Genomic DNA, 25894 nt, shown 5'->3' with positions numbered 1-25894 from the left:
TCCGTCTATTGGATTGGAAATTTGTAGTAAAATATAAACGGTGGATCTCACTAAAGGAGTCGAACTGTATGCATGATGTCATTTCTTTTCCGGCTGCCCCGACACAATCGATCATTGAACAGTATTTAGTCCATGCCCATCCGTACCCGCGCTCTTATCAACCGGCAAAGCTGATTGCGCTTCGGCGGGAACGGGGAGTCATGAACCGGCTTTACCGGACGGAACGGGAACTGATTCTCCGGCCGGGCGAACCGATTGCTCCGCAAGTGCAACGTCTGTCGCTCGAGCAACAACAGCGTTTGCTCGGCTATATCGAAGCGCGGCAAAACAGTTTCGGATTTGAAGAAGCCGAGACGTACAAGTTTTATCTGCTGGAAGTCGCTTATGAATTACGTCATCTCCCGCGGACGAGTCAGCCGCTTCGGGCCCATACGTATTATCAGCTGGAGGAATTGCTGTCCGGCAAACCCTTTGTTCTCCATGCGACGGCTCGCCGGCGACGGTAAGTTTTCCTTTTCAAAAAGAGGATGACGCAAAAAAGAAGAGTGGTAGAATTGTACGCTGTTCCCATTATCTTTGGAGACTGATTACTGAGTCAGCCGATGTTTGATTTAGAGGGCCGGAGTCGGAGTCGGTTTGGCACCCGTCTTCGCATAGGCCGCATCAATGTCAGAGCGGATTTTTTTGACCGGCGTACCTTGTTGGTAAGCGACGATTGATTGGGCGGCGATATCAAGACACGTTCCGCACGTAATCCCGTGTGTCGTCCAAGTCGTTTTTCCGTCTGCCCTTTGATCGGCAATGAAGCAATCATAGTTACTTGTGTGTCCGGCGGATTCCCCGCACCCGCAATAACACGGCATCTTTTCAAGCAGATCCCGATGTTTGGCGACAGACAGGTAGATCGTCTGAATCGAAGAATCCGTTTCTTTTAGGAACGCCGGTGCAACGCCTGGCGACGTCGTCTGTTCTAACTGATCGGCACTTGTGTGCGTCTCATGGGCCTCATGATTAGCATGCGAGTCGGTCTTTTGTTCCGTCTGTCCGCAGGCACCGAGGGCAAGCGTCGCCGACAGTGTCATGATCATCCATCCGGGTTTTTTAGGCATCTTCATTCCTCCATCACTCATTGATTCTTTCCTTAGTATACGGTGGAAGAATCCACGAAGGGAAAGACAGGGATGGCGATTCGATGACAGTTCTTATCGCGTTAATTGTTGTTCGATCGTATCAAAGTTCGCTTCCATCATCGTCAAGTACGTTGAACCGTCTTTTCCTTTTGCGCCGAGAGAATCGGTGTAGAGGGTTCCACCGATCGGAACACCGGTTTCGCGGGAGACGGTCTCCATACTGCGCCGGTCGACACTCGTTTCGACGAACAGCACCGGAATGTCCCGTTGCTTGATCAAATCAACGATCCGCCGGACTTGATCGGGCGTCCCTTGATTATCGGAATTAATTTCCCAAATGTAGTCGGCTTTAAAGTCGTAGGCGTCGCTAAAGTATTTAAAGGCGCCTTCACTTGTGAGCAGATGGCGCTTGGCGTCCGGAATCGCAGCAAACCGTTTCTTCGCTTTTGTGTCGAGCGTCTTCAATTCTTTGATATAAGCCGAAGCATTTTTCTCATAATCGGCTTTATTTGCCGGATCTTCTTTAATTAATCCAGCTTTGACGTTTTCAACGTATTGAATACCGTTGCTGAGGTCAAGCCAGGCATGAGGGTCAGTTTCCTGTTCTTTTCCGGCGGCCGTCAAATACTTTGGTTCGACGCCTTTACTTAAGGCGTAGACCGGAGCATCCTTGCCGTCCTTATTTGTACTGGAGCGGAGTTTATTAAACCAGGAACCGCCGGCTTCAAGATTCAGACCGTTGTAAAAGACGACATCAGCGTCCGCCATCTTCCGGACATCGGTCGGCAACGGATCGTATTCGTGCGGATTTTTGCCGACCTTGACCATGCTGTGGACGTCGACATGTTCACCGCCGACGACACGGGTCATATCTTCTAAAATCGAATAGGTCGTAACGACTTGCAGTTTTCCGTCGTCGGCAGAATCGGGAGCACAGCCGGCCAGTAAACCAGCGAGACCGGCTAAGGGAATCAATCGTTTGAATATCATGTCGTGAGCTCCTTTTTCGGTGATTTCCATTTCCGGAGCAATCCGTGGCGCGGTGAGAAGATGAACACCAGCGCAAACAAGGCGGTCGCGACCAGGACGATCGAGGCTCCGGACGACAGGTTATAGGTGAAGCTGAAATATAGACCGACGACGGAAGCAATCGTTCCGAGACCGGCAGACAGAAAAATCATCCGCGACAACCGGTTCGTTAACAGATAAGCGGTCGCCGCCGGGGTAATCAACATGGCGACGACGAGAATGATACCGACTGTCTGAAGCGAGGCAACCGTGACGAGCGTCAGCATCGTCATCAATAGGTAATGGATCAATCGTGTCGACAGACCGTAAGCGGCAGCCATCGTCGGATCAAATGATGTCACGAGCAGTTCTTTGTAGAATAGGAAAATGGCACCGAGCACAATCAGACCGATGGCGAGCGTCATCCACATATCGCTCGGACGGACGGCGAGGACGTTTCCAAACAGGATATGGTACAAATCGCTGCTGCTGCGTAAAAAAGAAATCAGGATGATACCGAGCGCAAAGGCTGACGTAAATAAAATGCCGATCGCCGTATCATTTTTGATCCGGCTGTTTTGACTGACGAAACCGATTCCGAGTGCGGTCAAAAGACCGGTTGCGACAGCACCGATGAAGAAATTGATTCCGAGCAGATACGAGATGGCGACACCGGGCAGGACTGCATGGGAGATGGCGTCACCCATCAGCGACATTCCGCGTAAAATGATGAAACAACCGATGACCCCGCAGATGATGCCGACCATGACGGATGTCACGAGGGCTTTCTGGAGAAAATCGTATTCCGTCAGGGCGTGGATGAAATCGATGATCGTCATGACGAAACCTCCACTTTCTGCAGGAAGGCAAGCGGATTGCCGTAAGCTGCTTCGATGAGATCAGCATGCAGGACGTCTTGTGGCGGACCGACCGAAATGATCCGTCGATTGAGAAGCAGCAACGTGTCGAAATAGTCGGCTGCTTTACTTAAATCGTGGTGGACGACGAGGATCGTCTTGCCTTCATCGCGCAACACTCGCAATAAATCGATGATGACTCCTTCACTGCCGGCATCGACCCCGACGAACGGTTCGTCGAGTAATAACAGGTCGGCTTCCTGCGCTAAGGCGCGAGCCAAAAAGACACGTTGTTGTTGACCGCCGGACAGTTCACCGATTTGACGGTCGGCGTAATCGAGCATGCCGACCCGGTCGAGACAGGCGCGCGCCCGCATCCGGTGCTGTTTCGTCGGCCGCTTGAACAAACCGAGCTGCGGATAACAGCCGATCAGGACAGCATCGATGACCCGAATCGGAAAATCCCAGTCAATCGCACTGCGTTGGGGAACGTAAGCAACCTGTGTCCGCGCCTGTTTCGCGGATTGACCAAGCAGACGGATTGAAGTCGCTTCTGCCGGAATCAATCCCATGATGGCTTTGATGAAAGTCGATTTGCCGGCACCATTCGGACCAATGATTCCAATGAGTTGACCGGATGTCAAGCGGACGGACAGACGTTCAAGTGCAGTCGTCTCGAAATAGGAGACGGATAATTGGTCGACTTCTACTGCATGTAGCATAAAAAAACTCCTTTCCGGTTCATGAACTTTGATTAGGTAATGAATGTTTCCTTAGGGCAACAAAAAGTGTAAAAAAAAGAGTTTGTTTATTGTCAGTTATTATTCTTTAGACTAATAATGTTTCCTTAAGGCAAATTTTAAGGTGCGACGAAAGAAATGTCAACTGCTTTCATCAATCGCTCTTTTTGAAAGCATCGTGCTAAGATGGGAGAGGAGAAAAAGTGGGGGTGAGAGGATGAGTCAGCCGGAGGAACAGCAGTGGAAGCTGCTGTTACTGGAAGCATTGGTGAAAGAACGACGGGAAGAAGCACAGCAGGTAATCGAAGAAGTCTATCCATACGACTTAGCGAACTGGTATGGTAAACTCGGAAAAACGGAACAGGAACGGCTCCTCCGTTACCTGGATCATGAACGGTTGGCCGACGTCATTGAGGAACTGGAGATCGATGAGCAGCTTGAGGTCATACGGCGTTTAGATGTCGATCACGCGGGACACGTCATGGATTTAATGGAAAATGATGATGTGGCAGACATCCTGGAAGAACTGCCGGACGATGAAGTCGATCGTTTATTATCCGGCATGCGTCCGGATGAGGCACTTGTCGTCCGCAACTTATTGACGTATCCGGCCGAGACGGCAGGACGCCTGATGACGAACCGGTTCATTTGGGTGACGGATGAGTCGACGGTTGGCGAAACGATTGAAAAGATGCGCGATTACATCGAATACTCGGAGACGATCAATTACGTTTATGTCGTCAATCAACTGAGTCAGCTCGTAGGTGTCATTTCCTACCGTGATTTAATCCTCGCAAGTAACGACGAACGGATTGCGGACGTCATGGACCGGAAAGTCATCAGCGTCTCGTCCGAGACCGATCAGGAAGACGTCGCGAAGATGTTTGAACGCTACGATCTGGTCTCGTTACCGGTCGTCGAAGGGGATGTCCTCGTCGGATTGATTACGGTCGATGATGCCCTTGACGTCTTACGGGAAGAAGCAAATGAAGACATCGAAAAGTTGTCGGCGTCCGGGAAATCGATTGATTTTGATACGAAACCGTGGGTGGCCGCAACCCGGCGTCTGCCGTGGTTGATTTTGTTATTATTTATCGGACTCGTGTCCGGATCGATTATCAGTCAGTTTGAAGAAACGTTATCCAAAGTGGTCGCGTTGGCATTTTTCATGCCGATGATTGCCGGAATGACGGGAAATACCGGAACGCAGTCGCTGGCTGTCGTAGTCCGTGGTCTGATTACGCGTGAAGTCGACAAACGGGTCGTCACGCGGCTGATCATTCGGGAATTACGGGTCGGTCTGATCATTGGTGTGACGTGTGGGATTTTGATTGCCATCATCGCCTACGTCTGGCAGGGGGATCCGATTCTTGGTCTCGTCGTCGGCAGTTCACTGATCATTACATTGATTTTTGGAACATTAGCCGGAACGATTATTCCATTGATCTTGCACCGTCTGAATATCGACCCGGCCATCGCATCCGGCCCGCTCATCACGACGCTGAACGATATCCTGTCGCTGCTCGTCTATTTCGGGATTGCGACGGCCTTCATCAGCCGTTTGATGTAACACAAAAAAGTATCGTTCTGCCGAATCTGTCGAGATCCGGTAAAACGATACTTTTTTTGACTTTCATTTAGAAAAGAAGTTCTCGGTTCAGCGGATCCAGACGGCAAGTGGTCCAATATCATCGAAGCCGGCTTCAAGTGCCGTGATCAATTGATCGCCATACTCATAGCCGACGAGAGGCTGTCCCGGGAAGTGAGCCGAACTGAGCCGGATGATATCATCCCAGAGTCGTTCATCGAGATAATCGGACGTCAAATGCGACAGTCCGGTCGTTTGACCGTTGGAATAGGCGATAAATCCGGTCTGCTGCGCATCCGAAAAGAACAGCCGGACATCGGTTCGTTCGAACAACGTATCCGGCAAGTCGTGCGTCTCGATGAAGGCGAAGAAACGTGCTGCTTCCTCGGAAGTCGTCACGACAGTCCAGTCTGGCGGGAGCGCACGCCGGTCGAGAATCGGCGGACGGACAATCCATTCCGCCGTGAACAGGTGTGTCAGACCGGCAAGTGAAAAATCATAGCTGGCGGTGCAATCCTTGATACTGTTGACACCGGTCAGATCGAGTTGCTGTTGATGCGCCCGGACCATCATTTCCGGATAGAGCGGCGGGACGTCGCCGGTCGCTTTCCAGTGATCCTCTGTTTCCGTGACGGTACATCCGTTCAGCTCGCAAATCAGACGACACCAGTCGAAGTTATTTTGAATGGCTGCTTGCCGCATGAAGGCATCTCCTTTCAGTCTTCCTGTTCCTTAATCAAGACATAGGCGAGTGTAGCAATCAATGTAAGGAACAAACCGCATCCGATCGTAATATAGGCCATCGTGAAGACTTTGCCGAGTGTCGTAACGGGAGCGAACGTCGGATGCCCGACCGTGCTCAGCGTCGTGATACAGAAATACAGCGCGTCGACGACGGTTAAGTTTTCTTGCGTGCTGTAAAAAATCGTTCCGGACAGTAACGTCAACAGGCACAGGATCAATAGACCGCGGAAGTAGGATAACTGAAAAGCATGGCGTAATCCTTTAAATAATCGTGAAAAAATCGCAAGCATGGAAATCATCGTGTGCCTCCTTCGGACGGTCGTTGAATCGATTCGAGTGTATCATGAATCCGGTATCCGTTTTTACCATTGTATTTGATGTGATACATGGCCTGATCGGCATGATGAATCAACGTATCCAAGCTGATGCCGTGATCGGGTGAATAACTCAGTCCAATGCTCGTTCGAATCTCGATCAACTCTTCTGCGAGTATAAACGGATTGTCCTGGAAGGTCTCTAAGAGCGAAGCTGCGAACCGGTGCAACTGGTCCGGTGTCTGATTCGGCAACAGTAAAAAGAATTCATCGCCGCCGACCCGGGCAGCGAAACCGGGCGGCTTAACGGTCCGTTCAAGCAGCTGAGCCAAGTGAATCAAAAAGGCATCGCCGATTTGATGACCGTACGTATCGTTGATGCTTTTAAAGCCGTCGAGGTCAACGACGACGACCGTGACACTGTCCTGCCCGAGAATGGCTTGCCCGGCTCGTTCGTAAAAGTTACGCCGGTTGGGGATTTTCGTTAACGGGTCATGATAGGCGAAAAAGCGGATCGTCTGCTCGGCTTCCTTAAAGGACTGGATATCCCGAATCAGCAACATCCCGTGTAACTCCTGTTCGATGAAGACAAAGTCGGCGTCCATGACGACATACCGTTCCTGTTGTTCGAGCGTCAGGACCTTTGTTTCGTATTCGTTGAATTTACGTTGAGAAGCAAAGTGGACCTCATAATGCTGAAGCCAACCCTGTTGTTTTTTCTCCGGCAGGTAGTCGGCGAACGGCTGACCGGACAGTTTGTGTTCTTTCAACAATGTATGAGCCGCGGGATTCGCACTCTCGATTCGGCCGTGACGGTCGAGCAACAGAATCGCCGAAGGATTCAGATTGTACAGCGTCGCAAACCGTTTCTGGTAAGAGGCGAGATAATCGAACCGGCGCATGGCGATCGTCAGAGCACCGGCCCAAAACAGTCCGCCGTACATATAGGCGTAGGGCGGCATGACACCGTAGAACGAGTTGTATCCGAAGACGATATCCCAGACGAGAACAAGGAGCGCAACACTCAACAGGACATTGATGATTCCCCGGCGCGCATCCCGCAACTGGGTCCGTGCATAAAACAGTAAACCGATCACGAGAAGGTGGAAGACGTTCCCGACAGTCATCGTGATTAAGTACGAGGCATTGAACTCCGGATAGATGAAGGCGCCGATCCGTTCAAATTGCTGACTGTTGATGACGTTCGTCTGAAAGGCATACGTGATCAGAACAATGACCATTGGTGCATAAAAGATGCCCGGGTAAAGGAACCGCGGCATCTTTTTCCACAGATTCGAGACACGGAAGATAAAGTGGAGCGATGTACTGAAGACGAGTAGTCCGGCATTCCCAAACCAATACGTCACGAAAGCCGGACTCATCGAGACGGGCGCAGCGTTTCGGAAAAATTCACCGAGAAACAACATTCCGTAGGCGAAAGTAAAAAGACTCAGCAGCCGGTGTTGCGAACGTTTTGGATTGCGTAACAGGATATCGACGGCCATATAGAACATGATGAACGTCGGAATCAAATAGACGGCCGTATACAAAAATAAGGGAGTCATGAAAAATCGTCCTTCTAAAATGAATTTAAAGAGATAGCTTCATTATAGAAAGAAGAAAAGGACGAATCTGATATGTTTTGAACAAAAGGGGAATCAGTCTAAATTTAGTGTCAGTTGCCGGGTTTTGAGTGTCCCGACGAGACCGGACGGATCGTTTGCCGTTTTATGGGCGACGAAGGCTTCGTCTTCCGGAGCGGTCCGGACACGCAACGGCTTCTCATCGGCATGGACGAGTTTAAAGATCAACTCGGCGATCGTTTCCGGCGACTGGCGCTCGGCGTGCCGGACGCGGTACGTCCGTAAATAACTTTCGATGATCGGTTTGAAATCATCTTCGTGCAATCCGCCTGTCTGCTCAAGACGGTCGAGGACGCTTGCTGTGAAGTTCGTCTCGACGGCAGCCGGTTCGATCAACGTGACATCGATCGAGAAAAACGGTTTGTAATAAGTAGCTAAGCTTTCGAACAGTCCTTCAAGCGCAAACTTGCTGGCACAATAGATTTCGTTCATCGGCTGACCGACAAGTCCGCTGATGCTCGAGGTGGCTAATAAATGACTGCCGTTCGGAGCGGCTTTTAAAAGCGGCAGACAACATTCAATCGTCCGCATGACACCAAACACGTTGATATCAAACAGCTGAGTGATTTCATAACTCGTCGCTTGTCCGAGTGCGCGTAACAAGCCTTGTCCGGCGTTGCAGAATAAAGCATTCAAATGAACAACTTCTTGCTCAATGACGGAGACGGCCTGTTTTAAACTCATCAGGTCCGTGACATCGACTTCAAGGAAATGCAAATGCGGTAAGGCGGCTTTTTCCAGTGCCGGAGTCAGTTCACGGGTTCCGGCATATACCGTCCATCCTTCTTCAGCAAAACGTGTCGCCGTCGCGAGACCGATCCCGGACGAAGCACCGGTAATGAAAATCGTACGCATGCGTCATTCCTCCTCTTGAATTCCAGGCTATACCATTCTTTACCCGAATTGAGCGAAGTTATTTTAAGTAAAAATTGCATTATGTAATGTAAAAACTTAAAATGAAGAAAAAGAGCAGGAGGAAAAGGAAGATGGCTCAACAGGATCGACTTCAACAAATGCGGGAATGGATCAAGACGACACCTGAAATTTCACTCGATCAGCTGATGGAAGAGTACCGTATTTCGCGTGATACGGCCCGGCGTGATTTGATCCAGCTCGAGCGGGAAGGAAAAATCATCCGTGTCAAAAACGGTTTGATCCGTGTCGGGACAAACACGACCGTTCAGTACGACCGGCGGACCGAACAGCCGGAAAAGAACCGGATTGCGAAACACGCCGTCCGGTACGTTCAGCCGTACCAAAAAATCATCCTCGATGCAGCTTCGACGGTCGCCCGGATGACGGTTCATCTGCCGGCGCAACCGATTCAAATCATTACGAATGCACTGGATGTCGTCGAACAACTGGAGGCCCGTCCGGAAATTGATCTGTACGTGACTGGAGGAAAATGGGACCGGCATGCACGCAGTTTAGTCGGGATTAAGACGGCGGATGATATTTTGAACTATCAGGTCGACCGTGTATTCCTTGGAGCATGCGGGCTGACGGAACAGGGGATATTCGCGGAAAATCTGGAAGAAGCAATCGTGAAAAAGGCGATGATCCGCAGTAGCGCGGAAGTGATTGTACTGGCAGACCATACGAAGTTCGAGAAACGTTTTCTGCACAAAGTCTGTGATCTTGATCAGATCGACATTTTGATTACGGATGAACGCCCGACCGAACAATGGCAAAAGTGGCTGCAAGAAGCCCATATCTTGCTCGAAACAGCAGAGGAGGAACAAACATGACGACGATTCAAACGACATTAGTCGGATTCGGATTTTCAGCCGTAACGTTTCACGCCCCATTGATTCAAGCGTTGCCCGAATATACGGTCCGGCAAGTCGTATCCAGCCAAGCCGATAAAGTGGCGGCTGTTTTCCCGGAAGCCGATGTGATCGAAACACTCGAAGAGGCCTTACAGGATGAACAGACGGAACTTGTCATCATTACGACACCGACAGCTTTACATTTTGAGATGGCGAAACAAGCCATCGAAGCTAAAAAACATGTCCTGCTCGAAAAACCGGCCGTCGTGACGATGGAAGAGGCAATCGAACTGCAACGTCTCGCAATGCAACACGGCGTCTCTGTCGCCGTCTATCAAAACCGCCGTTACGACGGTGATTTCCTGACGGTCGAACAGTTGGTCGAGATGAATGAAATCGGAGATTGGCAATTGTTCGAATCACGGTTTGATCGCTATCGTCCGGTTGTACGGGATCGCTGGCGGGAAAAAGCAGGACCGGGTTCCGGTATTTTATTTGACCTCGGTTCACACTTGATCGATCAGGCGCTCGCTTTGTTCGGGGAACCGGATGCAGTCGTCGGGGATGTTTTATCCCAGCGCGACGGAGCGGAGACGGATGATGGATTCCACATTACGTTATTTTACGGAAAGCGTCGCGTCATCCTGCGGTCCAATTCCTTTATCCAAGGGGCAACGCCGCGGTTTGAATTGCATGCGACACGCGGAAGTTATCTCAAATACGGAATGGATCCGCAGGAAACGCGCCTTGCGTCCGGACAAACAATTGATGCCGCAATTGGTCAGGAGGAAGCCGTGAATTACGGATATCTGCAACTTGCGGATCATCCGGCGGAACGATTGGCGACACTTCCGGGGAATTACCTTGGTTTTTACAAAGCACTTGCCGAAGGTTTGAAGACGGGTGACGTGCCGGTCGATTTGACGGATGCACTCAAGACGATGCAAATCATCGAAGCCGTTCGTTTGAGCAGCGAGAAGGGACGGAAGATTTTCCGGAAGGAGTGGGAGCAATGAATCTGACGGAATTGTTGGTACAGGAAGAAACGCTGACGTTACGTCAGTTTACGAATCACGATGCCCTGCGTGCCGGACGATATGTCATCGACCGGGCAATCGAGGAGCAACTCAGCGTCGCCGTCGAGCTGAAACGGAACGGACAACGGCTGTTTTATGCGGCACTCGACGGAACGGCACCGGATCAGGAAGAGTGGATTCGGCGGAAATCGAACGTCGTCCTCCGTCACGGACACAGCTCGCTCTACATGCGACTGTATAACGAAAGTAAAAACCGGTCCTACCACACGATGTATGCGGTCAATCCAGCCGACTATGCCGACGCCGGCGGATCATTTCCGGTCCGGGTCGCGGGTGTCGGTGTCATCGGAACGATTACCGTATCGGGCTTATCGCAGGAAGCGGATCATCAGCTCGCGGTGGAAGCCCTGACTTTTTTAAAAGGATGAACAGATGAAAAAACGAGGCTGACTCAAAAAGGAATCACTCGTCTTTTCACGCCCTTTCCTCAGGCGAGACACAAGCCAGTTTTCCTGCCTCGTTTAGGCAGGGAAACGGGTCTTGTTTGTCTCTGACAGCGCAAAATGCGCTTTTCCCTGTAGGAGTGGCGTGAAACGAGTGATTCCCTTATTTTTGTAGGGACTGACTTTTGAGTCAGCCCTATTTTTGTATGGTCTCAAGAAGCCATCGAGTCGGAAGCAGGCGCTTCGACCCGTCGTTTGTTCCCGCGGTAAATAAAGAACAAGGCGGCTAACATAAACAACAGACCGGCAAAACGTTTCAAATCAAACGCGACTTCGACGCCGCCGAATGTTCCGAAGTGGTCAAGCACCATTCCGGCGGACAACTGTCCGATGACGGTTGCGATACTGGCTGCCGTCACCCCGATTTTCGGGACGGAGAGAATGGTCAGGAACAGATAACTGACACCGAACCAGACGGCACTGAGCTGCCACCGGGGTGCATCAAGAATTAACAGGACATCTCCTTGTCCGAAAAAGAGGACGGCGAGTGCAAGCAGGAGCATGCCGGTGAAAAAAGTTAAAAATGTACTTTCCAGTGCGCCGGCTTTTTGACCGAAGGCACCGTTGATGGAAGACTGGGCACTGAGGAGAATTCCTCCGAGCAGTGTCATGCCGAGTAATGCGATATTCATCAAGTTTCCTCCTTCTTAGAAAATCAAAAATAGCGCGACGACCATCAGGCCGGATGCGATTAATTTGTCTTTGTTAATGGCGACGCGGGGACTTCCGAGCCATCCTTTATGTTCAATGACCATGCTGGCGATCATCTGACCGATGATGACGCTGATCATGGCGAGACCGACACCGACGAGCGGGATGCTGATGATCAGGATCGTCAAATAAATACTTCCGAGTAATCCGCCGAGCAACGTCCATTTCGGAGCTTTGAATGTATAGCCAAGCGAACCTTTTCCAAAGAAAAGGGTGATGATGCCGATGATGATTGTACCGGCAAAGAAATTATAAAAGCTGCTTTCGAGTTTACCGATACTGTTACCAAGCTCCCCGTAGATGGCGCCTTCGATACTGAGCGCAATCCCGGCAAGTAAAGCCAACAGGTAATAAATGAATTTCACAATCCGTTCCTTCTTTCTTTTCCAAATCTACATATCGAGAATTGTCGATATATGAACAAAGGAAAACCCCTTAGAGTTCTCCTTTTAGATACTCTGCCAACTCGTTAATCTTTTCTTCATTTCGACGGTAATACGTCCACTTGCCGTGACGTTCGGATTCGAGCAATCCGACTTTTTGTAACATCGCCAAGTACTGGGATACCGTGGATTGGGACAGGTTGGCCTTCTCCTGGATATCACCGACACAGACGCCTCCTTTTTCAGCGAGATTCGTTGACAAGTGAGCTGCCGGTTTGTTGAAATGAGTTTCCGGATCTCTGAGCCAGCGCAGGATGTCGAGACGGACTTCGTTCGACAATGCTTTAAAAAGATCTACTTGTTGTGTCATGCCATCAATCTAATCGATACTTTCCGATATGTCAATTCATCGGTTTGAGTCGGCAAAAGCGGTTTTATCCAAAGTGTGCGTGATTTTTTCACCGGAAACGAGTTGAAATCCGAGACCTTGATAAAACGGATCGGCCTGTTCGCTGTATAAGACGAGTCGGTCATACGTCAAAAAGGCTTCAGACATGATTTTTTCAAGCAATGCCGTCCCGATTCCATGTGACCGGGCTTCCGGCAAGACATAGACATGACGGATCCGGCCGGTTCGGGCTTGACCGGATTGTTTCATATATCCGCCGCACGCGAGGACTTGATTGGTTGTCGACAGGGCGACGAACATCGCTTCCCCGTCTTCTTGAAACGATTCCTCCCGGCGGTTGCGTAACATTCGCTCGACGAGTTGGAATCCTTCCTGCGAACTTTTAGCGAGCAACGGAAGCCAGTTGTATCCATCAAAGTCGTTTACCCGTTCAATTGTCACATCCATCCGTGATTCCTCCTTCTTTTCTCTTGGATTATTCCTTTTTCAGGCCCCTCAAAAACCCAATTTTCTTTTTCGATGAATCTTTTTTTACGAGAGACTGGATTTTTAAAAGCCCTTTTGCGTATAATGAGAAGTAATGGATTGAACGCAAATGAAAGGAAGTGGCCGTCACAATGAGCCTCAGCCGTTTAAGTAAAGAAGAAATTACTGATCTTTCACTGATTAACTTCGTCAATGAAATGCTGCAAGAAGCGGGCGAACAGCCTATTACTTTCGATGACATCACAAAAGAAATCGAAAAATATCATACGTTTAAAAATGAAGAGGATAAGTTCGAGAAACTTGCCCAACTCTATACGGACATGAACATCGACGGAAACTTCGTTAACGTCGGAGCTAACCGTTGGTCGCTTCGTGCATGGTATCCGTTCGATAAATCGGACGAGGACTTGGTCATCGAAGCGCGTCAACGCGGTGAACTCGATGAGTTCGAAGAAGAGTTTAACTACGATGCAGAAGAAGATGAGTTCGAGACAATCGAAGATGATCTCGATACATTCGCGAAAACTGCTGATTATGATGCAGCAGATGACAGCGAAGAAGATACATTCAAAAAAGTTGCGGTCATTGATGACCTCGAAGACGATTTGGATGAAGAAGACCTCGAAGATTTCGAGGAAGATGACGAAGAAGTTTAACAACCGCAACCTGCCATTTTTGAACATGAAAATGGTAGTTTTTTCGTTGACGGCTGACACAGGTACGTGTGATTTTTGTCTTTAAAAAATCTGCTTGACGAAGTTTTCGGAATGACGTAAGTTAGTCATGGGCTTCTTTAAGCAACGTGCTTAATTTCAGCAAAAGTGTCTCCTGTGAATGGGGGCACTTTTGCTTTTTTATTTTTTAACGACCTCTGACAGATTTCTGGACTCGAGAAGGGAGCAATTTAATCATGACAAAGTATATTTTCGTAACCGGTGGGGTAGTATCTTCGCTCGGTAAAGGGATCACGGCAGCATCACTCGCTCGTCTCTTGAAAAACCGTGGCCTGAACGTCACGATCCAAAAATTCGACCCGTACATCAACATCGACCCGGGAACGATGAGCCCGTACCAGCACGGCGAAGTGTTCGTCACGGATGACGGTGCTGAAACGGACCTTGACCTTGGTCACTACGAACGGTTCATCGACATTAACCTCAGCCAAAATGCAAACGTGACATCCGGCCGGATCTACTCGACGGTTCTGAAAAAAGAACGTCGCGGGGATTACAACGGTGGAACGGTTCAGGTCATTCCGCACATCACGAATGAAATCAAAGACCGTGTCTTCCGTGCCGGAAAAGAAACGGGCGCAGATGTCGTCATCACAGAGATTGGTGGAACAGTAGGGGATATCGAATCGCTTCCGTTCATCGAAGCCATTCGTCAGGTGAAAAACGATATTGGGAAAGAAAACGTCATGTACGTTCACTGTACACTCGTTCCGTATCTTGCCGCTGCAGGCGAGCTGAAGACGAAACCGACACAACACAGTGTTAAAGAACTCCGCAGCTACGGGATTCAGCCGGATATCATCGTTCTTCGTGCAGAACATGATGTACCGCAAGAAATGAAAGATAAAATTGCCCTCTTCTGTGACACACGTCCGGAAGCGGTCATTGAAGCAAAAGATGCGTCGACACTTTACGAAGTGCCGCTTAATCTGCAACGTCAAGGCATGGACCAACTCGTCTGTGACTACTTCAAATTCGATACACCGGCTGCTGACATGACTGCTTGGAAGCAACTTGTCCACACCGTGACACACCTCGAGAAGAAAACGAAAATCGCTCTCGTCGGGAAATATGTCGAACTCCGTGATGCGTACATCTCGGTTGCAGAAGCTTTGAAACACGCCGGTTTCGCCTTTAACAGCGACATCGAAATCGACTGGATCAATGCAGAAGACGTCACGCGTGACAACGTTCAGGAATTACTCGGTTCAGCAAATGGAATCCTTGTCCCGGGCGGATTCGGAGAACGTGGAATCGAAGGGAAAATCGAAGCGACACGTTTTGCCCGTGAAAACAACGTCCCGTTCTTCGGAATTTGCCTCGGTATGCAACTGGCGACAGTTGAGTTCGCCCGTAACGTCTTGAATCTTGAAGGTGCCCACTCGGCGGAAATCGATCCGGCGACACCGTATCCGATCATCGATTTGTTGCCGGAACAAAAAGACATCGAAGATCTCGGCGGAACACTTCGTCTTGGTCTGTATCCGTGTAAGCTTGAAGACGGTTCAAAAGCGCGTGCTGCTTATTCGAGTGAACTCGTTTACGAACGTCACCGTCACCGTTATGAGTTCGGCAACGAATTCCGTGAACAGTTCGAAGCGAACGGCATGATCTTCTCTGGTACGAGCCCGGATGGCCGTCTCGTTGAAATCATCGAAATCCCGGAACACAAATGGTTCGTCGCTTGTCAGTTCCACCCGGAATTGATTTCGCGTCCGGAACGTCCGCAAGCCTTGTTCCATGACTTCATCCAGGCATCACTTGGTGAGTAAGAATTAAAGTGAATGACCAACAACCCTGTTTCCAAATCGGAGACAGGGTTGTTTAGTTTATTACTATAGAAGAAAAGCGTCATTCCCACTCTTCCGTCATCTCTTGTAACTGTGTCAAAATATGCGTCAACAGGAAGGCACACAGTGCCAGACTCGGCAAACCATGACGGGAACCGTCCTCAGCCGGAAGCAATCCTTTATCGAATTTCAGAGCGAGCGGTGCAAACGACCGTTCGAGTGTTTCCGTCACATCACCAAGTGTGATGATTGAATACGGCGTATGCCATGCATCATAGCGGGCAAGTGACGCGAGTAGATCGGACCGTTCCGTATCCGGTGTGAAAATCAACACCCGGTCGACGGCATGCAACGTTTTATGATCCTTAATTTTCGTGACACGCTTCATCTGGTCCGGACCGTCGGACAGCATCGGATACAGTCCTTCAAACTCGCCGTAGGCATCGAGATAGACTTTTCCTTGACCGACGAGTGCCTGCGCAAGCAGACGGACGACATCGAATAATTCGTCTTCCTGTTTTGTAAGCGTTTGTAGTTTTCCGTTGAATTGTGTCGCTAAAATTTTCAGCATTTCTAACATCCTTTCTAAATTTCTCTCACACACAGTATATAGCAAGTTTTGCTTTCATGTAGAATGGAAATAACTAGAGGAGGAGTGTGGGAGATGAAAGGAAGATTACTCATCGCGGAAGATGAACCGGGGATTCGGAATTTACTGGCACAATTGTTTCGGGCGCAAGGATATACGACCGATGTCGCCGTCGATGGTCTTGAGACGATTGAACGGCTCAAGGAGACGGAATACGATTTGTTATTGATGGATGTCAACATGCCGGGGCGGACCGGTCTTGAAGTCCTGCGTCATCAGGATGAGGTCGGACGACGGATCCGCACGATTCTGATGACCGCTTTAGACGAAAAAGAAGCGATGGATGAAGCGAAACGACTCGGTGTCGTTGCCTTCTTCGGCAAACCGTTCGACATCTTTGAATTAAAAAAAGAAGTGACTGTGCAAATTTCGAACGATGTAAGCGGTTAATCCTTCACGTCGTCGTCACAATCCTAAATTCGGAGTGAAATGCTGTACGTTCCGGTGAATCAGTGTGTTATAATCAGTCTGAAAATGCACGTTTACGTGTAAGTAGCGATCAAAACAGAGGAGGATGTCATTATGCCATTAGTATCTATGACAGACATGTTAAACAAAGCTCTCGAAGGTAAGTACGCAGTAGGTCAATTCAACATCAACAACCTCGAGTGGACTCAAGCAGTACTCGGTGCAGCTCAAGAAGAGCAGTCACCAGTTATTCTTGGAGTATCTGAAGGTGCAGCACGTCACATGGGCGGATTCTACACTGTTGTTAAAATGGTAGAAGGTCTCGTTCACGACATGAAAGTAACAGTTCCTGTTGCAATCCACCTCGACCACGGTTCGAGCGTTGAAAAATGTAAAGAAGCGATCGACGCTGGATTTACATCTGTAATGATCGACGATTCACATAGCCCGATCGACACAAACATCGAAACAACAAAAGCTGTTGTTGAGTATGCACATTCGAAAGGTGTTTCAGTAGAAGCGGAAGTTGGTACAGTTGGCGGACAAGAAGACGACGTCATCGGTGATGTCATGTACGCGAAACTTGACGACTGCGTTCGTATCGTCAAAGAAACTGGTATCGACACGCTTGCTCCTGCACTCGGTTCTGTTCACGGACCATACAAAGGTGAACCAAACCTTGGTTTCACTGAAATGGAAGAAATCCGTAACGCAACAAACCTTCCACTCGTTCTTCACGGTGGAACAGGAATCCCGACACACGATATCGAAAAAGCAATTTCGCTTGGTACTTCGAAAATCAACGTCAACACGGAAAACCAAATTTCGTTCGCGAAAGTGGTTCGTGAAGTCTTGGCTGAGAAACCAGAAGCATATGACCCACGCGTATTCATCGCACCAGGTCGCGAAGCAATCAAACAAACTGTCATCGGTAAGATGCGTGAGTTCGGTTCAAGCAACAAAGCTTAATTTTCCATGCCTAAAGCACGGTAGACACTCGTCTATCGTGCTTTTTTTCATCTAAATCAGCAGATTGTTTTGGAAAACGTTAGGACTTCTCACCGAAAAAATTTATAATGGAGGAGTAAGCGATTTCAAGGGATACTTTAAGGGATGAAAGGGGAAAGAGAGAGATGAGATTTTTTATCGACACAGCAAACGTAGAGGATATTAAAAAAGCACATAAAATGGGGATTTTAGATGGGGTTACGACAAACCCGTCACTCGTCGCAAAAGAAGGCGTCGATTTCCATACACGACTGCGCGAAATCTGTGAGATCGTCGGAGACGTCTCAGTCAGCGCTGAAGTCATTGCCCTCGATGCAGAAGGAATGATTCGGGAAGGGAAGGAACTTGCTCAGATTGCACCGAACATTACGGTAAAGGTTCCGATGACACCGGCAGGACTTGAGGCTGTTGCAGCACTTTCAAAAGAAAACATCACGACGAACGTCACGTTGATCTTCAATCCGAACCAGGCCTTGCTTGCGGCACGTGCCGGCGCGACATACGTATCGCCGTTCCTCGGTCGTCTGGATGATATCGGGCAAGACGGAATGGGGCTTGTCGAAACGATTGCCCAAATCTTCGTCATTCATGATATTCCGACACAAATCATCGCGGCTTCTGTTCGTAATCCGGTTCACGTCACGAATGCGGCGCTCGCTGGAGCAGACATTGCGACGATTCCGCTTAATGTCATTGAATCACTGACGCAACACCCGTTAACGACGCAGGGAATCGAACGTTTCCTGGCTGACTGGGAAAAAGCGCAGCAATAACAGATTGTAGAGAAAGGTTGATGGAATGTGGACATTTTGCATATCGTAGGACAACAACGTCTTGAAGGAACCGTCATGATCAGTGGATCGAAACAGAGTGCGATTCCGTGTCTCGCGGCAGCACTGCTGACCAATCAACAGGTCATTCTTGAGGGGGTACCGGACATTGGCGATGTCGCGACGATGATCCAAATCATTGAGATGCTTGGAGCCGTCGTAACACGTCAAGGCGATATGGTGACGATTGACCCGAGTCATGTCGAACCGATGCCGCTCACCGGGACGGATACACGGAAATTACGTGGATCCATTTACCTGATGAGTGTTCTCGCGGCGCGATTCAAACAGGGGGTCGTCGGTCTGCCCGGTGGTTATGCCATCGGTCCTCGACCGATTGATTTACACATCAAGGCACTGGAACGACTCGGTGTCGAGATGCGAAATGAACAAGGGGTTTACTACATGAACGTCGAAGAGTTGAAGGGAAACCGGATTTATCTGGACCTTCCTTCATTCGGTGCGACTATTAGTGCCTTGCTGGTCGCTGTCATGGCGGAAGGAACGACGGTCATTGAAAATGCAGCGTGTGATCCGGAAGTCATCGACGTGAGTACGATGTTGACGAACATGGGTGCGAGTGTCAAAGGTGCAGGGACCGATGAGATTCGAATCAAAGGCGTCGAGACGCTTCAAGGATGCCGTCATACGTTAATTCCGGATCGGATGGAAGCAGGGACGTTCCTGGCAATGGGAGCCGTCCTCGGCCGCGTGACGGTTGATAACGTCATTCCGTTACATCTTGAAAGCATCATTCAAAAGTTGGAACGGTTCGGGGCTAAAATCGAGTTGGCGGATGATTCGGTCACAGCGTCCATCGATATGGCGAAACCGATTGATATTCGTGTCTTTCATTACGGAGGATTTCCGAGTGATCTGCAACCGGTCATTTCGGCTGTCCTGTTGAAACCCAAAGGCGCAAGTGTCGTCGTCGACAAGCTGTATCCGCAACGTTTCCGGCATGTCCAGGAAATGCGGCGCCTGAATGCACGGATTACCCACGAAGACGCTTCAATCATCATCCGCGGCGGTGAAGCATTGCGCGGTACTGAAATTGAAGCCCATGATCCACGTGGTGCCGCGGCACTCGTATTAAGTGGAATGCTTGCTTCCGGTGAAACGTTATTACACCATGCAGAAGTACTTGATCAAAGCTACGAACGGTTTGACGAGAAGTTAAAAGGACTCGGCGCTCTTGTTTGGCGCGAAACGGTTTAAGGTTTTCAGTTAGGGAGAGGGGATTATACACATGGAGAGAAGTTTATCAATGGAACTCGTACGCGTAACAGAGGCAGCAGCACTGGCTTCGGCACGCTGGATGGGGAAGGGCTTGAAAAACGAGGCGGATGATGCAGCAACCAGCGCCATGCGTGATGTATTTGATACGATCCCGATGAAAGGAACAGTCGTCATCGGCGAAGGGGAAATGGATGAGGCACCGATGCTGTATATCGGTGAGAAACTCGGAAATGGATACGGACCGCGTCTTGATGTCGCAGTTGATCCGCTTGAGGGGACGAACATCGTCGCCAAAGGAACATGGGGTGCACTCGCAGTTCTTGCAGTCGCAGATGCCGGTGATTTGTTACACGCACCGGATATGTACATGGATAAAATTGCGGTCGGACCGGAAGCAGCAGGACATATCAGCTTAGATGCGACAATCGAAGAAAACATCGCTGCAGTCGCAAAAGCGAAAAACAAAGAAATCGAAGACGTCGTCGTCTCGATTCTTGACCGGGAACGCCATGAAGAAATCATTCAACGTATTCGCGCAACAGGGGCCCGGATTCGTTTGATTGGTGACGGAGATGTCGCGGCAGCCATCAATACAGCTTTCCCGCACACCGGGATTGATATTCTGCTCGGTTCAGGCGGGGCGCCGGAAGGTGTTCTTGCAGCCGTTGCCTTAAAATGTCTCGGCGGAGAACTTCAAGGCCGTCTCTTACCGGCGGATGAAGCAGAAGTCGCACGATGCAAGAAGATGGGCATCGAAGATCCGTCGAAAATCCTTATGATGGATGATCTTGTCACGGGAGATGACTGCATCTTCGCAGCAACCGGTGTCACGGACAGTGAGTTGATGAAAGGTGTTCAATTTAGCGCGCAAGGCGGTCAAACACACTCTGTCGTCATGCGGGCGAAATCGGGAACGGTTCGTTTTGTCGAAGGGATTCATTCGTTCAAGAAAAAACCAAAGCTCGTTATTAAGTAATCGGCATTGCAAGCTTATCCAAAAGAATCTACGTTTTCTTCACCCGCTTTCCTCGGGCGAGACACAAGCCGCGCCTACTTTGTCCAAATGGACAAGTAGTCGGGTCTTGTTTGTCTCTGACAGCGCGGAACACCGCGCTTTTCCCGTAGGAGTCGAGTGAAGAACGTCATTCTTTTTAAATCGATGATGTATTGCACAAGGGAGATGGATTTTCGTAAATTCGAAAATCCACCTCCCTTTTTTGCATGCAGAGAGTAAAAGATTTCGTTTGAAATGCTTGGTGGTGCATTGAACTTCCCTGTCCGAGAAAACAGAGCTGACTCAAACGTCAGTCTTTACAAAGATGAGGGTGGCAGATTATTATTCTGCCACCCTCATTCCGTTTAAACAGGGATCACTTGCTTCACGCCACTTCTACAAGAAAAAGCAGCGAGCTTGCGCTGTCAGAGACAAACAAGACCCGGTTTCCTGCCTGGATGAGGCAGGCTGGCTTGTGTCACGCCTGAGGAAAGGGCGTGAAAAGACGAGGGATCTCTGTTTGAGTCAACCTTGTTTGATTATTGTATGCCGGAACTGTTTGTCGCAAGAAACTCTATTAATGATTGGCCGGAGCCTGCAACTGATGTGTCATCTGAACGAGTTTCCGGCGGGAGAAGAAACGGGTCATGAAGACATACACCGCATTGCTGCGACCGGGGATGACAAGCGTTTTTCCCTTCATGTATCCGGTGAACGAGAGTTGCGCGACGGTTGATGCGTCCATGATGCCGGGGCGCTTGAACAATCCGGACGCTGCAAGATCGGCCGTTTTGGCAAAATCCGTATGCGTCGCTCCCGGACAAACAGCTGTCACCTGAATATTGTAAGGGGCGAGCTCGTCTGCCAAAGCTTCCGAGAAACTGAGGACGTACGCTTTTGTCGCATAATAGACGCTCATCAAAGGACCGCCGTGAAAAGACGAGGTCGAAGCAATCTGAATGATCCGTCCGCCACCCTGTATTTTCATTCGCCGGGCAAAAGCTTTCGTCAAATGTGTCAGTGCCCGGATATTGACGTCAATCATATTGAGTTCGCGTGCTAAATCCGTCTCGATGAATTCCCCGTACAGACCAAACCCGGCATTGTTGATTAAAATATCGACCGGAGTGTTCTCTGTCGCACGTAACAGGGCTTTAATTTGAAGCGATTGCCCGATATCATATGGAAGCACGACGGCAGATCCACCGCGTTGTTCGACAAAGTGTTTCGTTTCGAAAAGTTGTTCGGCGTTCCGTCCGACCAGTAACAGATGATCTCCCTGTTCCGCATGCAGATAAGCCAGTTCGCGACCGATTCCGGCAGATGCGCCGGTGATTAATACGTTCATGACATGTCCTCCTTAGATAATCGGGTAGAAAAAAAGCGATCGAGCCGATGCTCAACCGCTTGGTAATTTCAATTATAGGTATGAACCCGCGCCGACAAGGCGTGAACCCCAGTAACCTGATTTGAAGCTAGAGTATTTAACGCCGCCTGTTTCTGAGTTAACCATGCTTGTTTTGCTTGTTGCCATACCGACGTGCTGAATGCCGCTACCGTGTGAGAAGAAAACAAGATCTCCAGGTTGAACGTTTGAAACACTTACTTTTCTAGAAGAAGCATATTGTGAAGAAGACGTACGTGGCAATGTTTTGCCTGCTGCTTTTTTGTAGACGTAGCTTGTGAAACCAGAGCAGTCAAATCCACGAGTTGTCGTTCCGCCCCATACATAAGGAGTTCCTTTATGTTTTGCTGCTTCGCTGAGAAGGCGTGTACGTGTTGAAGATGAAGTTGTTGATTTTTTAGCCGTTGAAGTAGAAGACTTATATGTTTTCGTATACTGTGTCGAAACGTAACGTGTTTTCCCACCGTATGAAATTTTAGTCCAGCTGCCTGATTTACCTTTGTATGTAAATGTTTGGCCTGCGTTTACTTTACCAACGATGCTTGCTTTTGTAGAAGGGCCCGTACGAACACGTAATCCGCTGTCTGTGATCTTAACTTTAGTTACTGTAGAAGCTGCTTCAACCTTACCTGTTCCCACTGATGCAAATCCTGAAACCACTAATGCTGCTGTCGCGACCGATGCTAGAAAACGTTTCATATGTGAAATCCTCCATGTCATTTTAAAGTAGTTTTGAAAACCGAGTTATATGATGTATCTCATTAAGTGTTTGTTTAAGCAGTATGCCTTACAACTGTGTAAGTTTTTCTCTGCACGATTATCTTAGCATGCGGATACATGAAAACGTTTTTTCAGTTCCGCTACAAAACATGACGTTTTTGTAACATAATTGCAATAATATACTCGAATATTACAAAGAAGAAATTCCCATTTCTTAAATCACGACGAAATGGATGAAATGTGATACCTTTAATTCACGAAGAATCTACAACATGATCTTTTGCACCATGAAGAAAACATCCTTTGCTCCTGAATTTATACGAAGAATAGGTGAATGCATATGCCAACTGAAAAAACTGACAAACCAGAACGTTCCTATACACTTGCTCAACTCAGTAACCTGACATTAAAAGATTTATATGAGATCGCTAAAACAAAAAACGTACCGCAGTACCGTGAGGCTCGTAAGCGCGAATTGATGTTCAAGATTCTTAAAGCGCAGGCAGAATCCACCGGTCTTTATTTCCTCGAGGGGGTACTCGAAGTCATCCCCGGAAACCCACAAATGCAAAATGACGGCGGCTTCGGCTTCCTTCGTCCTATCAACTACTCGCAATCCTCTGAAGACATCTATATCGCCGCTTCACAAATCCGCCGCTTTAATCTCCGTAACGGAGACGTCGTGACTGGGAAAGTTCGTCCGCCAAAAGAAAATGAACGGTTCCAAGGCTTATTAAGTGTGGAAGCCGTCAATGGAGAAGCGCCGGATACAGCCCGGAACCGTCTGTTCTTCCCGGCATTGACACCAATCTATCCGGATCGCCTGATGCGTCTTGAGACAGAACCGCGTCATTTGTCGGTCCGGGTGATGGATATGATTGCCCCGGTCGGATTTGGCCAACGCGGTTTGATTGTCGCGCCGCCAAAAGCAGGTAAGACTTCTCTATTAAAAGAAATCGCCAATTCAATCCAGGTGAATCATCCGGATGTTGAATTGATTATTCTGTTGATTGACGAACGGCCGGAAGAAGTGACGGACATCGAACGTTCTGTCCCTGGAGCGGATGTCGTCAGCTCAACGTTTGACGAAACACCGGACAACCACGTTCGGATTTCGGAACTTGTGTTGGAGCGGGCGATGCGTCTCGTCGAGCATAAAAAAGATGTCGTTATTTTAATGGATTCGATTACACGTTTGACGCGTGCTTACAACTTAACGGTTCCGCAAAGCGGACGGACGTTGTCCGGGGGGATTGACCCGGCAGCCTTCCACAAACCAAAACGCTTTTTCGGTGCAGCCCGGAATATCGAACACGGCGGCAGTCTGACGATTCTCGCGACGGCACTCGTCGAAACCGGTTCACGGATGGATGATGTCATCTATGAAGAGTTTAAAGGAACTGGAAACATGGAACTGCATCTGGACCGGAAATTATCCGAGCGCCGGATTTTCCCGGCCATCGATATCCGGAAATCCGGAACACGGAAAGAAGAGTTGCTGTTACCGAAGGAGCAACTGGATGCCTTATGGACGATCCGCCGGACGATGAACGAGTCCAATGAGTTCGTCGACAGCTTCTTACGCAAGATCCGGGATACAAAAAATAACGAAGAATTTTTCGTCGAACTGGAGAAAGAAAAGAAGAAACCCGTCCGGCGTGCGCCTGTGAAGCCACGTGTGACGAAAACCGACACAACGACTTGAAAATAGGTATTGCGGGGCATGAAAAAATCGTTTAGTATAGGAAGGTAACTTACTCTGGCTCAGCAAATGAACCAGGGCGGAAGGAGAGAAAACAACCATGAAACAAGGAATTCACCCAAACTACAACAAAGTTGTATTTATGGACTCAACTACTGAGTACAAATTCTTGACTGGTTCTACACGTTCTTCGAACGAGACAATCACTTGGGAAGATGGAAACGAGTACCCACTCATCCGTGTGGATGTGTCTTCGGACTCGCACCCATTCTACACTGGTCGTCAAAAGTTCAACGCTGCAGACGGTCGTGTCGATCGCTTCAACAAAAAATACGGCCGCAAGTAATTGCGACTTCAGTATTAAAAAACAGCCTGTCTCCTTCACTGGAGCAGGCTGTTTTTGTATAGGCTGAATTTGGCACGGTACGTCAGGTACGTCTTCAGAACGAAGGACAGACCGATTGCACCCGCAGCACCGACCAGGTAAGGGAGTGTATCCGGATTGTTCGCGAAATGTTCGAGCAGTAGACTGAAGGAAAAATGACGCCCTAAAAAATATCCGGCTCCTAAAAAAACACTGATCCAAATGAGAGCACCTGTATACGCATAGGTGGCGAAGATCCGGAACGGCATTTTCGAGACACCGGCAAAAAAGGCGGACAACTGCCGAAGACCCGGTATGTAGTAACCGATGATTAGGACGGTTTTTCCGTAACGTAAAAATCCGGCTTCGGCTTTAAAGATATGTTTTTCAGAAATCCGTAATTTCGGAGCCATTCGATGCAGTAACGGCATTCCGAGCTTCAAACCGAGCACGTAGCTGATCGTCATACCGATGCAACTGCCGGCATAGGCGGCAAGAATCGTTCCGACGAGCGGTAAATCACCGTGATGCATCCAAAATCCTGACATGACGAGTAACGTCTCGTCCGGAACCGGAAGACCGACGATTCCACCGGCCAGAAGAATTGCGAGTCCGAACGCTCCATATTGGTGGAGGACTTCGTGTAATATGTGATGAATCGGAGTCACCTTCCTTCAAAGAAACTTCTCTTTCAGTGTACAGGAAATACATACCAGTTGAAATGAGAAG

At 49.1% G+C, this 25894-nt stretch carries 30 protein-coding genes; 14 read left to right on the top strand and 16 right to left on the bottom strand.

Going from position 1 to position 25894, the window contains the following annotated elements:
• Positions 1-68 precede the first annotated feature (68 nt).
• Positions 69-506 (top strand): hypothetical protein, encoded by a 438-nt coding sequence (locus KNQ07_RS06265; RefSeq protein WP_214765463.1) that lies wholly within the window; start codon positions 69-71, stop codon positions 504-506.
• A gap of 105 nt (positions 507-611) precedes the next feature.
• Here the strand turns inward: KNQ07_RS06265 and KNQ07_RS06260 are convergent, their stop codons facing one another.
• From KNQ07_RS06260 to KNQ07_RS06245, 4 genes are all read right to left on the bottom strand, one after another.
• Entirely contained in the window at positions 612-1109 is a 498-nt protein-coding gene (locus KNQ07_RS06260) for a PCYCGC domain-containing protein (RefSeq protein WP_214765461.1), read from the bottom strand.
• A gap of 93 nt (positions 1110-1202) precedes the next feature.
• A complete protein-coding gene (locus tag KNQ07_RS06255) occupies positions 1203-2120 on the bottom strand; it encodes a metal ABC transporter substrate-binding protein (protein WP_214765459.1) in 918 nt (305 codons plus the stop codon).
• The gene (locus KNQ07_RS06250; RefSeq protein ID WP_214765457.1) at positions 2117-2977 is read right to left on the bottom strand and encodes a metal ABC transporter permease; all 861 of its coding nucleotides are present in this window, start codon (positions 2975-2977) and stop codon (positions 2117-2119) included. Before KNQ07_RS06250 ends, KNQ07_RS06255 begins: the two co-directional genes overlap by 4 nt.
• On the bottom strand, positions 2974-3717 hold the full coding sequence (locus tag KNQ07_RS06245; protein ID WP_012371612.1) for a metal ABC transporter ATP-binding protein: 744 nt from the start codon (positions 3715-3717) through the stop codon (positions 2974-2976). The genes KNQ07_RS06250 and KNQ07_RS06245 overlap by 4 nt, the downstream gene beginning before the upstream one ends.
• A gap of 235 nt (positions 3718-3952) precedes the next feature.
• Here KNQ07_RS06245 and mgtE point away from each other — a divergent pair, with 235 nt between their 5' ends.
• Entirely contained in the window at positions 3953-5305 is a 1353-nt protein-coding gene (mgtE, locus tag KNQ07_RS06240) for a magnesium transporter (RefSeq protein WP_214765455.1), read from the top strand.
• 87 nt (positions 5306-5392) lie between these two features.
• On the opposite strand, the gene KNQ07_RS06235 is transcribed toward mgtE, so the two are convergent.
• From KNQ07_RS06235 to KNQ07_RS06220, 4 genes are all read right to left on the bottom strand, one after another.
• On the bottom strand, positions 5393-6025 hold the full coding sequence (locus tag KNQ07_RS06235; RefSeq protein WP_012371610.1) for a hypothetical protein: 633 nt from the start codon (positions 6023-6025) through the stop codon (positions 5393-5395).
• 14 nt (positions 6026-6039) lie between these two features.
• A complete protein-coding gene (locus KNQ07_RS06230; RefSeq protein ID WP_014971462.1) occupies positions 6040-6366 on the bottom strand; it encodes a potassium channel family protein in 327 nt (108 codons plus the stop codon).
• The gene (locus tag KNQ07_RS06225) at positions 6363-7946 is read right to left on the bottom strand and encodes a sensor domain-containing diguanylate cyclase (protein ID WP_214765453.1); all 1584 of its coding nucleotides are present in this window, start codon (positions 7944-7946) and stop codon (positions 6363-6365) included. Before KNQ07_RS06225 ends, KNQ07_RS06230 begins: the two co-directional genes overlap by 4 nt.
• A 93-nt stretch (positions 7947-8039) precedes the next feature.
• Positions 8040-8879, bottom strand: coding sequence for an SDR family NAD(P)-dependent oxidoreductase (locus KNQ07_RS06220; RefSeq protein WP_214765451.1), 840 nt, complete (start codon positions 8877-8879; stop codon positions 8040-8042).
• Between the two features lie 131 nt (positions 8880-9010).
• Here KNQ07_RS06220 and KNQ07_RS06215 point away from each other — a divergent pair, with 131 nt between their 5' ends.
• From KNQ07_RS06215 to KNQ07_RS06205, 3 genes are read left to right on the top strand one after another with little or no spacing between them, the layout of a single operon-like run.
• Positions 9011-9772, top strand: a complete 762-nt coding sequence (locus KNQ07_RS06215; protein WP_214765449.1) for a DeoR/GlpR family DNA-binding transcription regulator — start codon at positions 9011-9013, stop codon at positions 9770-9772.
• Positions 9769-10809, top strand: a complete 1041-nt coding sequence (locus KNQ07_RS06210) for a Gfo/Idh/MocA family oxidoreductase (protein ID WP_214765447.1) — start codon at positions 9769-9771, stop codon at positions 10807-10809. The genes KNQ07_RS06215 and KNQ07_RS06210 overlap by 4 nt, the downstream gene beginning before the upstream one ends.
• The gene (locus KNQ07_RS06205) at positions 10806-11258 is read left to right on the top strand and encodes a heme-degrading domain-containing protein (protein ID WP_214765445.1); all 453 of its coding nucleotides are present in this window, start codon (positions 10806-10808) and stop codon (positions 11256-11258) included. Before KNQ07_RS06210 ends, KNQ07_RS06205 begins: the two co-directional genes overlap by 4 nt.
• Before the next feature lie 227 nt (positions 11259-11485).
• Here KNQ07_RS06205 and KNQ07_RS06200 read toward each other — a convergent pair whose 3' ends face one another.
• From KNQ07_RS06200 to KNQ07_RS06185, 4 genes are all read right to left on the bottom strand, one after another.
• Positions 11486-11965, bottom strand: a complete 480-nt coding sequence (locus KNQ07_RS06200; protein WP_012371603.1) for a DMT family transporter — start codon at positions 11963-11965, stop codon at positions 11486-11488.
• Between the two features lie 15 nt (positions 11966-11980).
• Positions 11981-12409, bottom strand: coding sequence for a DMT family transporter (locus KNQ07_RS06195; protein WP_012371602.1), 429 nt, complete (start codon positions 12407-12409; stop codon positions 11981-11983).
• A gap of 70 nt (positions 12410-12479) precedes the next feature.
• A complete protein-coding gene (locus KNQ07_RS06190; protein ID WP_214765443.1) occupies positions 12480-12797 on the bottom strand; it encodes an ArsR/SmtB family transcription factor in 318 nt (105 codons plus the stop codon).
• A 36-nt stretch (positions 12798-12833) separates the two neighbouring features.
• Positions 12834-13283, bottom strand: a complete 450-nt coding sequence (locus KNQ07_RS06185; protein ID WP_012371600.1) for a GNAT family N-acetyltransferase — start codon at positions 13281-13283, stop codon at positions 12834-12836.
• Between the two features lie 170 nt (positions 13284-13453).
• On the opposite strand from KNQ07_RS06185, the gene rpoE reads away from it, so the two are divergent.
• The gene (rpoE, locus tag KNQ07_RS06180; protein ID WP_012371599.1) at positions 13454-13978 is read left to right on the top strand and encodes a DNA-directed RNA polymerase subunit delta; all 525 of its coding nucleotides are present in this window, start codon (positions 13454-13456) and stop codon (positions 13976-13978) included.
• A gap of 254 nt (positions 13979-14232) precedes the next feature.
• The gene (locus KNQ07_RS06175) at positions 14233-15828 is read left to right on the top strand and encodes a CTP synthase (protein ID WP_012371598.1); all 1596 of its coding nucleotides are present in this window, start codon (positions 14233-14235) and stop codon (positions 15826-15828) included.
• Positions 15829-15907: 79 nt separating this feature from the next.
• Here the strand turns inward: KNQ07_RS06175 and KNQ07_RS06170 are convergent, their stop codons facing one another.
• Positions 15908-16417 carry a DUF2529 family protein gene (locus KNQ07_RS06170; RefSeq protein WP_214765441.1) on the bottom strand — a complete coding sequence of 170 codons (510 nt, stop codon included), beginning with the start codon at positions 16415-16417 and terminating at the stop codon, positions 15908-15910.
• 93 nt (positions 16418-16510) lie between these two features.
• Between KNQ07_RS06170 and KNQ07_RS06165 the strand changes: the two genes are divergently transcribed.
• The 5 genes from KNQ07_RS06165 to glpX all read left to right on the top strand — a co-directional run bounded on the left by KNQ07_RS06165 (position 16511) and on the right by glpX (position 20956).
• A complete protein-coding gene (locus KNQ07_RS06165; RefSeq protein ID WP_214765439.1) occupies positions 16511-16885 on the top strand; it encodes a response regulator in 375 nt (124 codons plus the stop codon).
• A 132-nt stretch (positions 16886-17017) separates the two neighbouring features.
• Positions 17018-17872, top strand: a complete 855-nt coding sequence (fba, locus tag KNQ07_RS06160) for a class II fructose-1,6-bisphosphate aldolase (protein WP_012371595.1) — start codon at positions 17018-17020, stop codon at positions 17870-17872.
• Positions 17873-18036: 164 nt separating this feature from the next.
• The gene (gene fsa / locus KNQ07_RS06155) at positions 18037-18684 is read left to right on the top strand and encodes a fructose-6-phosphate aldolase (RefSeq protein ID WP_012371594.1); all 648 of its coding nucleotides are present in this window, start codon (positions 18037-18039) and stop codon (positions 18682-18684) included.
• A gap of 27 nt (positions 18685-18711) precedes the next feature.
• The gene (murA, locus tag KNQ07_RS06150) at positions 18712-19959 is read left to right on the top strand and encodes a UDP-N-acetylglucosamine 1-carboxyvinyltransferase (protein ID WP_012371593.1); all 1248 of its coding nucleotides are present in this window, start codon (positions 18712-18714) and stop codon (positions 19957-19959) included.
• 31 nt (positions 19960-19990) lie between these two features.
• Positions 19991-20956, top strand: a complete 966-nt coding sequence (glpX, locus tag KNQ07_RS06145) for a class II fructose-bisphosphatase (protein ID WP_214765437.1) — start codon at positions 19991-19993, stop codon at positions 20954-20956.
• A gap of 595 nt (positions 20957-21551) precedes the next feature.
• Here glpX and KNQ07_RS06140 read toward each other — a convergent pair.
• Positions 21552-22322, bottom strand: a complete 771-nt coding sequence (locus tag KNQ07_RS06140) for an SDR family NAD(P)-dependent oxidoreductase (protein ID WP_214765435.1) — start codon at positions 22320-22322, stop codon at positions 21552-21554.
• Positions 22323-22394: 72 nt separating this feature from the next.
• Positions 22395-23078 (bottom strand): C40 family peptidase, encoded by a 684-nt coding sequence (locus KNQ07_RS06135; RefSeq protein ID WP_012371590.1) that lies wholly within the window; start codon positions 23076-23078, stop codon positions 22395-22397.
• A 361-nt stretch (positions 23079-23439) separates the two neighbouring features.
• Between KNQ07_RS06135 and rho the strand changes: the two genes are divergently transcribed.
• Entirely contained in the window at positions 23440-24804 is a 1365-nt protein-coding gene (gene rho / locus KNQ07_RS06130; RefSeq protein WP_012371589.1) for a transcription termination factor Rho, read from the top strand.
• A 97-nt stretch (positions 24805-24901) separates the two neighbouring features.
• Positions 24902-25147 (top strand): type B 50S ribosomal protein L31, encoded by a 246-nt coding sequence (locus tag KNQ07_RS06125; RefSeq protein WP_012371588.1) that lies wholly within the window; start codon positions 24902-24904, stop codon positions 25145-25147.
• 35 nt (positions 25148-25182) lie between these two features.
• On the opposite strand, the gene KNQ07_RS06120 is transcribed toward KNQ07_RS06125, so the two are convergent.
• Entirely contained in the window at positions 25183-25833 is a 651-nt protein-coding gene (locus KNQ07_RS06120) for a DedA family protein (protein ID WP_012371587.1), read from the bottom strand.
• Positions 25834-25894: the final 61 nt, after the last annotated feature.

Origin of the sequence: Exiguobacterium sp. s145, from assembly GCF_018618835.1 — a bacterium.
Classification (GTDB): Bacteria; Bacillota; Bacilli; order Exiguobacteriales; family Exiguobacteriaceae; genus Exiguobacterium_A; species Exiguobacterium_A artemiae.
The sequence above is the reverse complement of the archived record's forward strand: the minus strand, read 5'-3'. Positions and strand labels throughout refer to the sequence as shown.